At 72.4% G+C, this 13,876-nt stretch carries 14 protein-coding genes; 7 read left to right on the top strand and 7 right to left on the bottom strand.

Going from position 1 to position 13,876, the window contains the following annotated elements:
• Nucleotides 1–24 precede the first annotated feature (24 nt).
• Both OG331_RS45495 and OG331_RS45490 read right to left on the bottom strand, forming a co-directional pair.
• Nucleotides 25–720 carry a response regulator transcription factor gene (locus OG331_RS45495; protein ID WP_406210752.1) on the bottom strand — a complete coding sequence of 232 codons (696 nt, stop codon included), beginning with the start codon at nt 718–720 and terminating at the stop codon, nt 25–27.
• Nucleotides 721–1,466: 746 nt separating this feature from the next.
• Nucleotides 1,467–2,117 carry a TetR/AcrR family transcriptional regulator gene (locus tag OG331_RS45490; RefSeq protein WP_406208566.1) on the bottom strand — a complete coding sequence of 217 codons (651 nt, stop codon included), beginning with the start codon at nt 2,115–2,117 and terminating at the stop codon, nt 1,467–1,469.
• 160 nt (nt 2,118–2,277) lie between these two features.
• Between OG331_RS45490 and OG331_RS45485 the strand changes: the two genes are divergently transcribed.
• The 5 genes from OG331_RS45485 (at nt 2,278) to OG331_RS45465 (ending at nt 7,461) form a co-directional block, all read left to right on the top strand.
• Nucleotides 2,278–3,432 (top strand): histidine kinase, encoded by a 1,155-nt coding sequence (locus OG331_RS45485; protein WP_406210749.1) that lies wholly within the window; start codon nt 2,278–2,280, stop codon nt 3,430–3,432.
• 175 nt (nt 3,433–3,607) lie between these two features.
• Nucleotides 3,608–4,294, top strand: a complete 687-nt coding sequence (locus OG331_RS45480) for a response regulator (protein WP_406208563.1) — start codon at nt 3,608–3,610, stop codon at nt 4,292–4,294.
• 91 nt (nt 4,295–4,385) lie between these two features.
• The gene (gene ligD / locus OG331_RS45475; RefSeq protein WP_406208560.1) at nt 4,386–5,363 is read left to right on the top strand and encodes a non-homologous end-joining DNA ligase; all 978 of its coding nucleotides are present in this window, start codon (nt 4,386–4,388) and stop codon (nt 5,361–5,363) included.
• A 182-nt stretch (nt 5,364–5,545) separates the two neighbouring features.
• Nucleotides 5,546–6,322: an NPP1 family protein gene (locus OG331_RS45470; RefSeq protein ID WP_406208557.1), complete on the top strand. Its 777-nt coding sequence runs from the start codon at nt 5,546–5,548 to the stop codon at nt 6,320–6,322.
• 122 nt (nt 6,323–6,444) lie between these two features.
• Nucleotides 6,445–7,461, top strand: a complete 1,017-nt coding sequence (locus OG331_RS45465) for a questin oxidase family protein (protein WP_406208554.1) — start codon at nt 6,445–6,447, stop codon at nt 7,459–7,461.
• On the opposite strand, the gene OG331_RS45460 is transcribed toward OG331_RS45465, so the two are convergent.
• Nucleotides 7,442–8,449, bottom strand: coding sequence for a DUF5937 family protein (locus OG331_RS45460; protein ID WP_406208551.1), 1,008 nt, complete (start codon nt 8,447–8,449; stop codon nt 7,442–7,444). The two genes, OG331_RS45465 and OG331_RS45460, sit on opposite strands and share 20 nt — an antisense overlap.
• A 106-nt stretch (nt 8,450–8,555) precedes the next feature.
• On the opposite strand from OG331_RS45460, the gene OG331_RS45455 reads away from it, so the two are divergent.
• Together OG331_RS45455 and hemC are read left to right on the top strand one after the other, a co-directional pair.
• The gene (locus OG331_RS45455; RefSeq protein WP_406208548.1) at nt 8,556–9,821 is read left to right on the top strand and encodes an MFS transporter; all 1,266 of its coding nucleotides are present in this window, start codon (nt 8,556–8,558) and stop codon (nt 9,819–9,821) included.
• Nucleotides 9,822–9,838: 17 nt separating this feature from the next.
• Nucleotides 9,839–10,774, top strand: coding sequence for a hydroxymethylbilane synthase (gene hemC, locus OG331_RS45450; protein WP_406208546.1), 936 nt, complete (start codon nt 9,839–9,841; stop codon nt 10,772–10,774).
• Nucleotides 10,775–10,831: 57 nt separating this feature from the next.
• Here hemC and OG331_RS45445 read toward each other — a convergent pair whose 3' ends face one another.
• From OG331_RS45445 to OG331_RS45430, 4 genes are all read right to left on the bottom strand, one after another.
• Entirely contained in the window at nt 10,832–11,353 is a 522-nt protein-coding gene (locus OG331_RS45445; RefSeq protein WP_391406459.1) for a hypothetical protein, read from the bottom strand.
• Between the two features lie 188 nt (nt 11,354–11,541).
• Nucleotides 11,542–12,402: an ABC transporter permease gene (locus tag OG331_RS45440; RefSeq protein ID WP_406208543.1), complete on the bottom strand. Its 861-nt coding sequence runs from the start codon at nt 12,400–12,402 to the stop codon at nt 11,542–11,544.
• Nucleotides 12,362–13,213: an ABC transporter ATP-binding protein gene (locus OG331_RS45435; protein ID WP_406208540.1), complete on the bottom strand. Its 852-nt coding sequence runs from the start codon at nt 13,211–13,213 to the stop codon at nt 12,362–12,364. Before OG331_RS45435 ends, OG331_RS45440 begins: the two co-directional genes overlap by 41 nt.
• Nucleotides 13,210–13,668 (bottom strand): MarR family winged helix-turn-helix transcriptional regulator, encoded by a 459-nt coding sequence (locus OG331_RS45430; RefSeq protein WP_406208537.1) that lies wholly within the window; start codon nt 13,666–13,668, stop codon nt 13,210–13,212. Before OG331_RS45430 ends, OG331_RS45435 begins: the two co-directional genes overlap by 4 nt.
• Nucleotides 13,669–13,876: the final 208 nt, after the last annotated feature.

Raw genomic sequence — 13,876 nt, 5'->3', positions numbered from 1 at the left:
GCTCAGATCACAGGGGCGCCGGGCTCAGGTACGGCTCTCGCCCCTGCCCAGCCAGTAGCCGAAACCCCGGCGCGTGTGGATCAGCGACGGGGCATCCCGGTCCACCTTGCGGCGCAGCCGTGAGACGAGTTGCTCGATCGCGTTGTCGCCGCGGTGGTCTCCCCAGACGTAGCGGCCGATCTGCTCCTTGGACAGCACCCGGTGCGCGTTGGCCAGGAGATGGCGCAGCAACCGGTACTCCGCGGGCGTGAGTTCGAGCGCCCGCGTCCCGCGCCGCGCCCGGCACACCGCGTCGTCCAGCACGAGATCCCCGTACTGCAGCGGATGACCCGTTGCCGGGCCCGGCCGGGTGCCCCGCAGCAAGACCTGGATCCTGGCGAGGACTTCGGCCACCCGGAAGGGCTTGGTGACGTAGTCCCGCTCCCCCGGACCGAGTTCGGGCACGAGCCGGTGCAGGCGGTCGCATCCGCTGAGGAGGAGGACGGGCGGGCGATACGGAAGCCGGGGCCGGTGCTCCCGACTGAATCGCCCCATGTCCGGCACATCGGTGTCGAAGACGACCAGATCGAATCGCCGCCTCGCGATCCACGCCAGCGCGTCGACGCCGGTGCCGCTGAGGCTGATCCGGTATCCGGCCAACTCAAGGGTGGTCGAGAGCAGTTCGGCGAGGTCGGCTTCGCCGGCCACGACCAGGATGCGCTGACCGGCACCGCGGGCCAGGGCGAGTCGGCTGTCGGGGGGTGCGGAGGTGGGGGTGAGGGTGGGGGTGGGTGGCTGCGAGGCGGGGGTGCGCGCGAGAGTGGGGGGCTCATCGGGGGCGGCGCGCCCACAGGCGGATATCCCCGGGGCGGCGCCACCCGCGAGGGCGGGTGCCTCATCGCCGGCGCGCCGGGCGAAGGCAGATGCGTCCAGGGCGGGGGCGGGCGCGAGTGCCTCCTGGACGGCACTGCGAGCGAGGCCCGGTGCCTCATGGGCGGCGAGCCGCGCAATCGCGGATACCTCCAGGCCACCGTCAGGCGCTGTTGCGGATGCCTCCCACTCAGCGCGACGGGCGAGAACGGACTCCTCCCGGACAGCACCGCACACGAGACTCAGTGGCCCATCGACCCTGTCCCCCACAACCTCGGACGCCCCCGAACCCGCCTCACTCGCCATCGCACACGCCTCCACGCCGGCGCCGCACACCCAAACGGCTCCCTCCCGACGAGCACCGCGCATGGTGTCCGCTGCCTCACCGGCGACACCCGGCGCACGTGCGGATGCATCCGGGCCGTCGCCCCGGGTGCACGCGGGTTGCTCAGCACCGGCGCCCCGCTCGAAGGGGGGCGGCTCCTGAGTGGCGCCGGCCTCGGGCTGTGCCGTCTGCCGAGAGCTCATGATCCGCCTCGCCCGGCGTCGCGCCGGCGGTCTTGGCTGGGGGTCGGTTTCACGGTCGCGCTCCTTGTCGTGCTCCGGGTGCGGTGGTGTCAGCGGGCCGGTGTGACGGGTGCCAGCCACATGCCGACGACCGCGTCGGCGAGGCCCGTGGCGGCGTCGTCCCAGCTGGAGCGTGGGGTGGGGGTGTGCTCGGCGAGAGCGCGCTCGCGGTCGGCGGCCACGTGGACGATCAGGTGGCGGACCATCTCACCGCGTTCGGCGCTCACCTCGGCCGGGAGGTCGGGCAGGCACCGCTCGAGGCCCTCGATGATCGTCTGGAGGGACGGGGAGGTGAGGGCCTCCTCGACCATGATCCGGTGCAGCGCGGGATCGGAGACGACCTGGGCGCAGAACCGCGCGTACCAGGTGGGGCTGCCGAGTGCGGCGAGGTGTTCGAGCGCCGGGCGGACCAGGCAGTCAACCCAGCCGCGCACGTCGTCGGGGTCCGCCAGGTCGGCGAGCAGCCGGGCGCGGATCTCCTCGATGCGCGCGGCGTGCTTGCGGACGATGGCGCGGACCAGGTCGGCCTTGGTGCCGAAGTGGTAGCCGACCGCGGTGTTGTTGCCCTGCCCCGCGGCCTCGCTGACCTGACGGTTGGACACCGCGTACACCCCGTGTTCGGCGAAGAGCCGCTCGGCCGCGGTCAGGAGCAGCTCCCTGGTCGCGCTGACCTGTTCCTCCCGCAGCGTCCTGCCTGCCATGTTCACCACCGCACCGGGACTTCGCAGAGCACCGCGACGGCCAGTCCCTCGAGCCGCACACGGTTTCACAGACCTACAATCTAAGTCACTTGATTGAAAGAAGGCGGTGACGACGAAGACGGTGGACATGGTGAAGCGGGCCGCACCCGGCGTCAGAGACATGCGGGCGACGGTGCGGCGGGCCGGACGCGCGACCGTCCATCTGTCGGTGGCCGCCGCGATGGCCTTCGGCATGTACCTCTTCATCACCGTGCTGCTGATCACCGCCATCGGGACGGTCACGGTGATCGGTGCCTGGCTGCTGCCCGAGACGGTGCTGCTCGTGCGGCGGATCACCGGGGCCAAGCGGCGTTTGACGGCCGCCTGGACGGGGCGGGAGATCCCCGAGGCGTACCAGGTCATCGACGGCCCGCTCACCGAACGGCTGCGGACGGCCGTACGCGATCCCGGCACGCTCACCGACCTGCGCTGGATGGCCGCCTATTACGTCTACGGCGCACTGCTCGTCCTCGCCCTGCCGCTGTGGCCCGTCGGCCTGGTCGTGGACGGCGTGGGCTGCGGACTGCTGCGTCGGCGGGCCGTCGTCCTGCCGTGGATCACGCGTCTGGCCGATCTGGAGGCCGGCTGGTCGACGTCGCTGCTCCGGCCGTCGCCGAAGGCGCTGCTGGCCGCCCGGGTCGAGCAGCTGACCGCGACCCGGGCCGACGCGATCGCCGCGCACGGTGCCGAGCTGCGCCGTATCGAGCGGAACCTGCACGACGGCGCGCAGGCCCGGCTGGTGGCGCTGTCCATGCGGATCGGCCTCGCCAGGCGTGCCAACGACCATGATCCGGGCACCGCACGCCTGCTCCTGGACGACGCCCAGGAGCAGGCCGAGCAGGCGCTGACCGAGCTGCGGCACGTGGTGCGCGGCATCCATCCGCCGATCCTGACCGACCGCGGCCTGGTCGGCGCGGTCCGGGCGCCGGCCGCCGGAGCCGGAGTGCGGGTGACCGTGGACATGGCGGGGCTGGAGGACGACGGCCCGAGGGCCCCGGCGGCGGTGGAGGCGGCCGCCTACTTCGTGGTGGCCGAGGCCCTCACGAACGTCGCCAAGCACAGCGGCTCACCCACGGCGACGGTGCGCATCGCCCGTATGCGGCGCGGGCTACAGGTCGAGGTGGCCGACCGGGGCCACGGCGGTGCCGCCGAGTCGAGCGGTTCGGGACTGCTCGGGATGCGGCGGCGGGTGGCGGCGCTCGACGGGACGCTGCGCATGTCGAGCCCCGTGGGCGGGCCGACGGTCATCGAGGTGGAGCTGCCGTGCGTGTGGTGAGCCCGCGGCCGTGCGCGGCCACGGCCCCTGCCGTCCTGCTCGGGGATGACATGACCCGCGGCACGTACTGCGTTGCGAGTAGGCACGATTGTCGGCAGCCGCACGACGACATCGCGGGCCGATCCGGGAAAGCTGAGCCCTGTCCAACGATCCGGAACCGGAAGACTCCCCGCCCATGACCATCCGCGTCCTGCTCGCCGACGACCAGGCCCTGCTGCGGGCCACCTTCCGGATCCTGATCGACTCCTGCCCGGACATGGAGGTCGTCGGCGAGGCCACCGACGGCGCCGAGGCCGTCGACCTCGCCCGGACCCACCGGCCCGACCTGGTCGTGATGGACATCCGCATGCCCGGCACCGACGGACTGGCCGCCACGTCCGCGATCTGTGCCGACCCGGACCTCACGGCGGTGCGGGTGCTGATCCTCACCACGTTCGAGATCGACGAGTACGTCGCGCAGGCGCTGCGCGCCGGGGCGAGCGGCTTCCTCGGCAAGGACGTCACCGCCGACGTGCTGCTCGACGGCATCCGGACCGTGGCCGCCGGCGAGTCCCTGCTCTCCGCCACCGCGACCCGCACGCTGATCACCCGGTTCCTGGCCTCCCCCGCCGAGAGCTCGCAGTCGGCCGCACCCGAGCACCTCGCCGCCCTCACCGCCCGCGAGCGGGAGGTCATGGCGTGGGCGGCCGAGGGCCACTCCAACGAGGAGATCGCCGAGAAGCTCTTCGTCAGCCCGCTGACCGTGCGCACCCACGTCCACCGCGCCATGACGAAGCTGGGCGCCCGCGACCGTGCCCAACTCGTCGTGATGGCCTATCAGTCGGGCCTGGTACGGGCCGTTCCGCCGAACGGCGACCACTGAGGTCCCGTCCGCCGTCCGGGTAAAGCCGCCGTTCAGGCGAAAACGGCCGCCAGGGTGCGTGGCGGCGCGCCGGGGCGTCGACAACTGACCCGTGAGCCTGCCGCTGATCCCTCCCATGCTCGCCACGCCCGGCTCCCTGCCGCCCGCGGCGCAGGACGCGCGCTGGGCGTACGAGACCAAGCAGGACGGCCAGCGGGCGGTGATCTATCTGGAAGGGGACGGCAGCCTGCTGCTGCGCGCCCGTTCCGGTGAGGACATCACGGCCGCCTATCCCGAACTGCGGCCGCTGGGCGGCGCGCTCGGCACCACTCCCGCCGTACTCGACGGGGAGATCATGGCGCTGGACGAAGAGGGCCGCGCCGACTTCCAGTTGCTGCAGTCCCGCATGGGCCTCGCGCACGCCCCGGCACGAGCCGCCCGGATGGCCGCGCAGACCCCCGTCCACCTGGTGCTCTTCGACGTACTGCACCTGGCGGGCAGCTCCCTGCTCAAGGTCCCCTATTCCCGGCGGCGCGGGCAACTGGAGGGCCTCGACCTGAGCGGGCCGTACTGGTCGACGCCGGGCGCCCTGGTGGGACACGGCTCAGAAGCTCTGGCGGCCACCCGTGAGCACGGGCTGGAAGGGCTGGTGTGCAAGCGGCTGGACTCGGTGTACGAGCCCGGGGTGCGCTCCCGCGCCTGGATCAAGATCCGCAACATGCGCACCGAGGATGTGATCGTCGGCGGGTGGCTGCCCGGCAAGGGACGGCTCACCGGCCTGCCGGGCGCGCTGCTGGTCGGCCAGTACGCGTCCCGGCGGCTGCGCTACGTGGGCGGCGTGGGCACCGGCTGGAGCGAGGCCGAACGGGCCCACCTGGCCGAACTGTTGCAGGCGTCCGAGACGGACACCTGCCCCTTCGACCCCGCCCCGCGCGTGCCGGGCGCGCACTGGGTGCTGCCCCGGCTGGTCGGCGAGGTCCGCTACAGCGTCCGCACCCGGTCCGGGATGCTGCGCCAGCCGTCCTGGCTGCGCCTGCGGCCCGACCTCACGCCGCAGGACGCGTCGGCCGACCTCCCCGACGACCTCTGACACGCGCGCCTGGCACGCCCGCCGGACACCGACATCCGGCACACAGGTTGGGCGGCAACTATTGCGCTGTCCTTCACCCGCCGGTACGCCCGTGGCTCTTGGCGCGTAAGTGAAAACCCGGGATCCTGAACTGCCGTTCCCCCCACAGCCGTTGGGCTGCGCCTGGACCCCGAGGAGACGCAGTGTCGTCACAGACGTTCCGCACGCATGGCAAGAGATGGCTCACCGGTCTGGCCGGTGCCGCCGCGCTGGTCGTCGCCTTCCCCAGCGTCGCCTTCGCCGCCCCGCCGGGGGCGCTGCCCGCCAACGCCGACTCGGCCGAGAACACCTACCAGCCGGCCTTCGACTACGACACCGACGGCTGCTACTCCACCCCCGCCATCGGCCCCGACGGAACCGTCAACGGCGGCCTCAACCCCACCGGTGCGCTCAACGGCAACTGCCGGGACGCCTCGGACCTCGACAACACCAACGGCTACTCGCGCTACAAGTGCAACAACGGCTGGTGCGCCTACATGTACGGCCTGTACTTCGAGAAGGACCAGGCCGTGGCGGGCAGCAGCATCGGCGGGCACCGGCACGACTGGGAGCACGTCGTGGTGTGGGTGCAGAACAACGCCGTGCAGTACGTCTCGACGTCCAACCACGGCTCGTTCACGATCAGTCCGGCGTCGTCGGTGCGCTTCGACGGCACGCACGCGAAGATCGTGTACCACAAGGACGGCATCAGCACGCACTGCTTCCGGCTCGCCAACTCCAATGACGAGCCGCCGGAGAACCACAAGGGCACCTGGCAGTACCCGCCGCTGGTCGGCTGGAACGGCTACCCGGCGGGCGTGCGCGACAAGCTGGTCACGTACGACTTCGGCAGCGCCAACTTCGGCCTGAAGGACGGCAGCTTCGCAAGCCACCTGGCGTCGGCGAAGCCGTCGGGGATCGCGTTCGACCCCAACGCCTGACCCCTTCGGCTCCGACACCTGAGCCCGAGTCACATCGGGCGCGGGACCTAGGCCCCCCGGCACCTGGGCTTCCGTCCCGCGCCCGATACCTGCGCACCCGGGCGCGTCATAGCGTCCGGTTCATGGACACGATCGCCACAAGCGGACACTTCGAAGAAGCCCTTGAACGCCTCCACGCATCCGGCCCGGAACGAGAGGGCTGGCTGTCCAACCACGCCCCCATGGTCGTCGAGGCGCTCGCCGCCCACGGACACGCGGGCGCCGTCCACCGCTGGGTGGACCTCTACCGGGACAAGCTGGAGGACTTCCCCGTCCGCGTCGCCCCCGTCACGGACGACAACTGGCGTGCGGCGCTGGGGGATCCCCGGCGGATCACGGACTGGACCGACCACTACTCCCGCGTGCTCGCCGAGCGTCCGTGGCGCAGCGTCCTCGCCGAGTGGTGGCCGCGCCTGCTGCCCGGCCTGTACGGCGGCGCCACCCACACGGTCATCCGTGTCGGCCATGCCGTGCGCGCTCTCGAAGCGGGCGAGAACGCGCCCCGGCTCACCGAACTCGCGCACGCGCTGGGCTACTGGGCGGCACGGCACCAGCCCGTGACCGGTGTCGTCCCGCTGCCCGGCGCGCCGACGGCGACGGCCGCCCTGGACGCCGTACCCGCGATCGAGGCGGGGCACCTGGGATTCCGGAACCGGCTGTCCGCCGTACGCCGACTGCCCGCCTGGGCGGACGACGTGACCGACCCGGAGACGGCCCGCGAGCGGCTCACCGAACTGGTGCACGCCGCGACCCACCGCTACGCCACCCACGGCCACGGCGAGCCGACCATGCTCGTGCACGCGGCCACCGCGCCCAACGCCGTGCTGCGCACCCTGGGTTCGCTGCCGCGCGACCAGTGGGTGCCGAGCCTGCGGGCGGCCTGGACGGCGACCGCGGCGGTCACCGCGATGTACGCCCCCGTCGAGGCCGTTGCCTGCGCCCCTTCCGCGCGGCTGACGCGCGAGGAGGTCATGGAGCGGGCTCTCGCCCACGGTGACGAGCACGTCATCAAGTTCACCGACACCGCGCTGGACGTCGGTGACGACGTCGCCCTCGCGGCGGCCCGGCGCGCCGTCGAGATCAGCCCGCCCCTGGTGTGAACCGCCTGTCGGCCAGGGCATCTCCCAGGGCCGTCCGCCCGTACAGCACGTAGTGGCCCTGACGCCGCGACTCCAGCAGGCCCGCCTCCCGCAGAACCGACAGATGGGCCGACACCGTCGACGGGGCCAGCCCGTGACGGCACGCCAGGTCCGTCGTCGAGGCGGGCACTGCGAGACCGGCGAGGACGGCCGCGCGCTGATGGCCGACGAGGCGGGCGAGTGCCTCCGGCGGGCGTGGTGCCGGGGTGGTGTGCAGGTGGCCCATGCCTCGGGCGGGGTAGATGACCGACGGCTGCCAGGGCCGGGCGAAGCCGCTCACCACGTCCGGCCACACGAACACGCTCGGCATGAGCAACACGCCCCTGCCGTCGGGCCGTTGGACATCCGCCACATCGGCGTACCTGCGCAGGGTGAGCGTCTGGCCGGCCCAGTCCACGGCCGGGTGCAGGCCGGTGAGCAGCGCGTCGAGGCCGCCGTCTGCGGCCCGGCGCGAGCGGTGCGCGATGTCCGCCTCCAGAACGGCACGGTGGCGCGGCCAGTCCGGGGCGAGCAGCGCGTGCCAGGCCCGCTCGGTGAGGTCGGCCAGGCGCCGGACGGTGGCGGCGGGGTCGTCGAGCGCGGCGCGCCCTCGGGCCGACTCGGCGAGTCCGGGGGTGCAGGCCAGCGAGCGGGTCATCTCCGCATGGGCCAGGACGGGATCGGTGGCGCGCATCCTCGCCAGCTCGTCCTCGATGGTGGGGTACGGCTCCTGCGGCGGCGGGCCGAGGAAGTCCGGGGTGTAGCCGCCGACGGGCGGGATGAACAGCCACAGCTCTGCCAGGTCGAGGCCGGCGACAGCACGGCGCATGCGGCGCAGCCAACCTCGGTGGTAGCCGTGCCGGGCGGGCCGGCGGAGCATGCGCAGCGCCTCGTGGGTCTGGCACAGCGGCGAGATCGCGAACCGGCAGCGGGTGAGGTCGGCGGTGCCGAGGTGCAGGGCGAGCGGCATGGCGACCCCCGTCGTGAGCGGCGATTCGTCCTGGACCGAAAGAGTAGAGGCGCCCGCCGCGGCCCCGCAGGCTTGCCCCGACTCCCCCTGTCGGAAAGGCGGATGGATGGGCAACGTACGTCCGGCACCCTGGCGGCGTGCCGCCGTCGTCGCGGCGCTGATGCTGGCGGCGTTCACCTTCAACACCACCGAGAATCTGCCGGTCGGCCTGCTCGCACTCATGGCGGACGATCTGCGGGTGTCGCTCACGGCCGTGGGCGCTCTGGTCACCGGCTACGGGCTGACCGTGGCCGTCGTGTCCCTGCCCCTCGCCCATGTCACCCGGTCCGTGCCGCGCCGCTGTCTGCTCGCCGGGCTGCTGGGGCTGCTCGCCGTGGGCAGCTGGGTGTCGGCGCTGGGCGGTGTGTCGTACGGGGTGCTGCTGGCGGCGCGGGTGGCGACGGCGTTGGCGCAGGCGGTGTTCTGGTCGGTCATGGGGCCGGTCGCGGTCGGTCTGTTCCCGCCCGAGCGCCGAGGGCGGATCATCGGGCTGCTGTCCGTCGGTGGTTCCCTGGCCACGGTGGCCGGGGTGCCGGCCGGGACCTGGCTCGGTGGGCACACCGGCTGGCGGACGCCCTTCGCCCTGCTCGGCGTGCTCGCGCTCGTCTCGCTCGTGGCCATCGGCGCCCTGCTGCCGTCGTCCCGCCCGCAGGACGGCCACTCCGCGTACGGCGCCGCTCCCGACCGGCGCAGGTTCCTCGTCGTGCTGGCCGTCACCGTCCTGTCGGTGACCGGTGCCTTCGCCGGGTTCACCTACGTCGTCGCCTTCCTCGACGAGGTCAGCGGGTTCCGCGAGGACGCGGTGAGTGCCGTGCTGCTGGCGTTCGGCGGGGCGGCGCTGGCCGGGGTCACGGTCGCCGGGCTCCTCCTCGACCGCTTCCCTCGCGCCACGCTGACCGTGCCGGTGGCGGCGCAGGCGGTGGCGCTGCTCGGCCTCCACGTGGCAGGACATGTCCCGGCCGCGACTGTCGTCCTGGTCATGCTGCTCGGCGCCTCGGTCGCGACCGCGTTCATGGCGACACAGAGCCAGGTGCTCCAGGTGGCACCGGGCCGCACCGAGACCGCCCTCGCGGCCAACTCGGCCGCCTACAACGTGGGCATCGCCGCCGGTGCGCTGCTCGGGGGCGTGCTGCTGCCCGCGGTCGGGGTGCGCGGGACGTTCCTGGTCGGCGGGCTGCTCACGGTGGGGGCGCTGGCGGTGCTGACGTGGCCGGCGCGCGGGGAGGGCCGGGACCGGGCGGGCGATGAGGGCCGGGCGAGTGACACGGACCGGGCGGGAGAGTGCAAGGGCCGGGCGGGAATGGGGCGGTACGGTGCGGACGGGGGGTTGTGACGGTCTATCGTGTCGGCATGTCCGTGCCTGAGCTGATCCGTATCGTCTCCCGCGACTCGCCGATGGCCCTCGCCCAAGTGGAGCGTGTCCGCGCCGAGTTGGCGGTCCTGCACCCCGGTGTGCGCACCGAGGTCGTGCCGGTGAAGACGACCGGTGACAAGTGGATGGGCGATCTGTCCCAGGTCGAGGGCAAGGGGGCGTTCACCAAGGAGGTGGACGCGGCTCTGTTGGCGGGCGAGGCCGATCTCGCCGTGCACTGCGTCAAGGACATCCCCGCCGACCGGCCGCTGCCCGCGGGGACGACCTTCGCGGCGTTCCTCAAGCGGGACGACATCCGGGACGCCCTCATCCACCCCGGCGGCCTCACCCTGGACGAGCTCCCGGCCGGGACCCGCATCGGCACCTCCTCGGTGCGCCGGGTCGCCCAGCTGGCCGCCACTCACCAGCACCTCGAATGCGTGCCGTTCCGCGGCAACGCCAACCGGCGGCTGGAGAAGCTGGCAGCCGGTGAGGCGGACGCGCTGCTCCTCGCGGTGGCCGGCCTGGAGCGCATCGGCCGCACCGATGTGATCAGCGAGGCCCTCTCCCCCGAGGTGATGATGCCGCCGATCGGTGCAGGCATCCTCGCGCTTCAGTGCCGGGAGGGCGACAGCGAACTCATCGACGCGGTCAGCGGCCTCGGCGACCCGGACACGTACCGGGAGGCCACCGCCGAGCGGATGTTCCTGCATGTCCTGCAGGGGCACTGCAACAGCCCGATCGCCGGGTACGCGCGCGTGGATCGGGGCGGCGAACTGTCCCTGCGGGCGTGCGTGTTCACCCCGGACGGCAAGACGAGGCTCAACGCCCACGAATGGGCCGGCCGGCTGGACCCCGCGACCCTCGGCACGTCGGTCGCGGTCGCACTGCTGCGTCAGGGCGCCCGCGAGATCATCGACGGCATCCCGCACTAGGGACTGCCGTCCGGGCTCGATAACCCCACCAGGCGGCGCCCCTCACCGGGGCGCCCGTCAGGCGGTGCCCTCTTCGGCCTGCTCCCGCAGGAAGTTGCTCACCTGGAGCGCGAGGCCGTCGCGCAGGGTGGCGGCGTGGGCGCCGGCGGAGTCCTCCTGGAGGCCGAGGCCGCCGCTCCACAGCCGGCGGTCGGCCCACTCCTCCTCGACGCGCAGCTGGATCTGGACGTCGACCTGGCTCAGGCTCGCCTCCGGGCCGGCGGCGTACAGCACGGCGGTGGCGCGGCGCAGCGGGTAGACGTCGAAGCCCTCGATGAACTGCGAGTTGCGCCAGTCGATGAACGCCGCCTCGCCCTCGCGGCCGATCCGCACGTCGATCTGGCCGTCCTCGAGGTGGATACCGAGGTGCCGCTCGCCGCGGTTCTCGATGGTGACGCGGACCCTGAAGTACGCCAGCCCCTCCGCGGCCTCGTCGCGTCCGCGCGGCGGCTCGGCGGCTTCCAGTTGGTGGACGCGGACACGCAGACCGGCATGCTCGTCGTACTCGTGCCAGTCCCCGACCACGTTCGGCTCGTACACAGTCCACCTCTCGACCCAGAGAGCTGCTTCCTATCTTTGCGCTCAGTGCACTGTCAAATGAGCAGAATGCGCTGTGGCCAGCCCATTCGCCCCCTTGATCACCGATCAAGCCGTGGGCAGGAAGAATCCGCTCACGGGCCCGGCAGGCCTGTTCACCCACGTGCCGCACATCACGTTCAGCACCAAGATCAGCGCGCCAGCCGGCCCAGCAGCGAGGAGGCGGCGGCGATGCCGAGCGCGGCGGCCACGAGCAGAACGGCGAAGTCGAGCGCGAGGTGCGAGGGGGTGCCGAGGAGCAGCCCGCGCAGGGCGTCCACCTGGTAACTGAGCGGGTTCGCCTTGCTGACCGCCTGGAGCCAGCCCGGCATCACCGACAGCGGATAGAGGGCGTTGGAGCCGAAGAACAGCGGCATGGTGATGGCCTGCCCGAAGCCCATCAGCCGGTCGCGGCTGAGGACGATGCCGGCGATGGTCATCGACAGACAGGAGAAGAAGGCCGAGCCGAGGACGACGACCGCGGCGACACCGAGCAGCTTCAGCGGATTCCAGGTCAGTGCCACACCGAGCACCGCCGCGATGACGATCACGACGACCGCCTGCACCAGGGACTTCACCCCGGCCGCGAACGCCTTGCCGGTGATCAGGGCCGAGCGCGGGGTCGGGGTGACGAGCAGCTTGTTGAGGATGCCGGCGTCGCGCTCCCAGATGATCTGGATGCCGTAGAAGATGGCGATGAACATCGCGGACTGGGCGATGATGCCGGGGGCCAGATAGTCGATGTAGGGGATGCCGTCGGTGGGGATCGCCTTGATCCGGGTGAAGGTCTGGCCGAAGATCAGCAGCCAGAGGGCGGGCTGGACCGCGCGGGTGTAGAGCTCGGTGCGGTCGTGGCGCAGCTTCTGCAGCTCGACGGCGCACATGGCGAGGACGCGGGCGGGCAGCACCCGCCAGCCGGCGCGGGGCTCGGGCGGCCGTAGCAGCAGGTCGATACCGTCGGCGCGGTCCCGGTCAGCCGACTCGGCGTGCGGTGCGGCGGGTGCTTCGGACATCGCGGAAGTCTCCTGAACTCTCGTCGAGCCCGCTGCCGGCGATGTCCCGGAAGACGTCCTCCAGCGTGGGCAGCGGGTCGGTGCCGGCGGCTCCCGCGGCACGCCTGCGGGCGCCGAGCCCTTCCCTGAGCTCGTCCGGCGTGCCGAGGGCCCGGATGCGGCCGTGGTGCATCAGGCCGACCCGGTCGCAGTACTGGTCGGCCTCGTCCATGTAGTGGGTGGTGACCAGGACCGTCATGCCGGTGGCGGCGCGGACGGCGTTGATGTGCTCCCACACTCCGGTGCGGGCGATCGGGTCGAGGCCGATGGTCGGTTCGTCGAGGATCAGCAGCCGGGGTGCGCTGACCAGGGCCTGGGCGAGTTCGAGGCGGCGGACCATGCCGCCCGAGTAGGTGCCGGCGAGCCGGTCGGCGGCATCGGTGAGGCCGACCGCGGCCAGGGCCTGGCCGACCCGTGCGGCGCGTTCGCGACGGGGCACGTCGAAGACGCGGGCGAACAGGACGACGTTCTCGCGGCCGGTCAGGCTCGAATCGGCGGACAGCTGCTGCGGGACGTAGCCGAGCAGACGCCGTACGGCCATGCGGTCGCTCGCCGCGTCGTGCCCGAAGACGCTGACCATCCGCGTGGGCACCGGCAGGAGGGTGGTGATGCAGCGGATCGCCGTGGTCTTTCCGGCGCCGTTGGGACCGAGCAGGCCGAAGACCTCGCCCTGCGCCACCGTCAGGTCGAGTCCGTCCACCGCGTTGGTGTCACCGAAGGCGTAGGCCAGCCCGGTGCAGGCCACGGCCTCGGTGACGTCGTCCTGAGTCATGGTCGCTCCGTCTCCTCGCGCAGTGAGTCGGCCAGTCTGCGCAGCGCCGGGATCGCCGCGAGCAGTGTCTCCCGGTCCGGCTCGTCGAGTCGGGACACCTGGCGGCGCACGAGATCGGCGCGCCGTCCGCGCCACTCGCTCAGCCGGGCCTCGGCCGCGGGGGTGGGCAGCAGTCGGGCGGCGCGGCGGTCGGCGGGGTCGGTCTCGCGGAGCAAGTAGCCCTGCCGGGCCAGCTGGTTGACCAGCGTGGACACCGAATTGCCCGCCAGGTACAACTCCTTGGCGGCGTCCGAGATCCCGATGCCGGGCCGCTCCACGACCAGCCGCAAGAGCTCCACCTCCGCGCCGCGCAGCTGCGGGGCAGCCATGTCGCGCCGCAGTCGGCGTCGGATCAGTCGCTGGACTCCGACGAGTGCGTCGGCGAGTTCCTCGGGGAGGGCCGCGTCGTCTTCCACGTTTTCGAGATTACCTCTGTAGCAGAGGTAATAACCCCAAGACAGGGTCAAGGGCGGCTGCGTGTCCCTGCCGGACGCCGAGTGAATCCGCCGTCACACGTAGTCGCATTCATGAATTTTGTTTCGGATGCCCCATTGCGGGGAAAAGTGGCATATGTGCTTCGGACAGGAGGCACGTCCGTGGGAGCCGGCCCGCCCGGATCCTGGG

The organism is Streptomyces sp. NBC_01017 (genome assembly GCF_045162795.1).
In the GTDB taxonomy this organism is placed as follows: Bacteria; Actinomycetota; Actinomycetes; order Streptomycetales; family Streptomycetaceae; genus Streptomyces; species Streptomyces machairae.
Note: the sequence above shows the minus strand (reverse complement) of the source record. Positions and strands in the feature narration are given on the sequence as shown.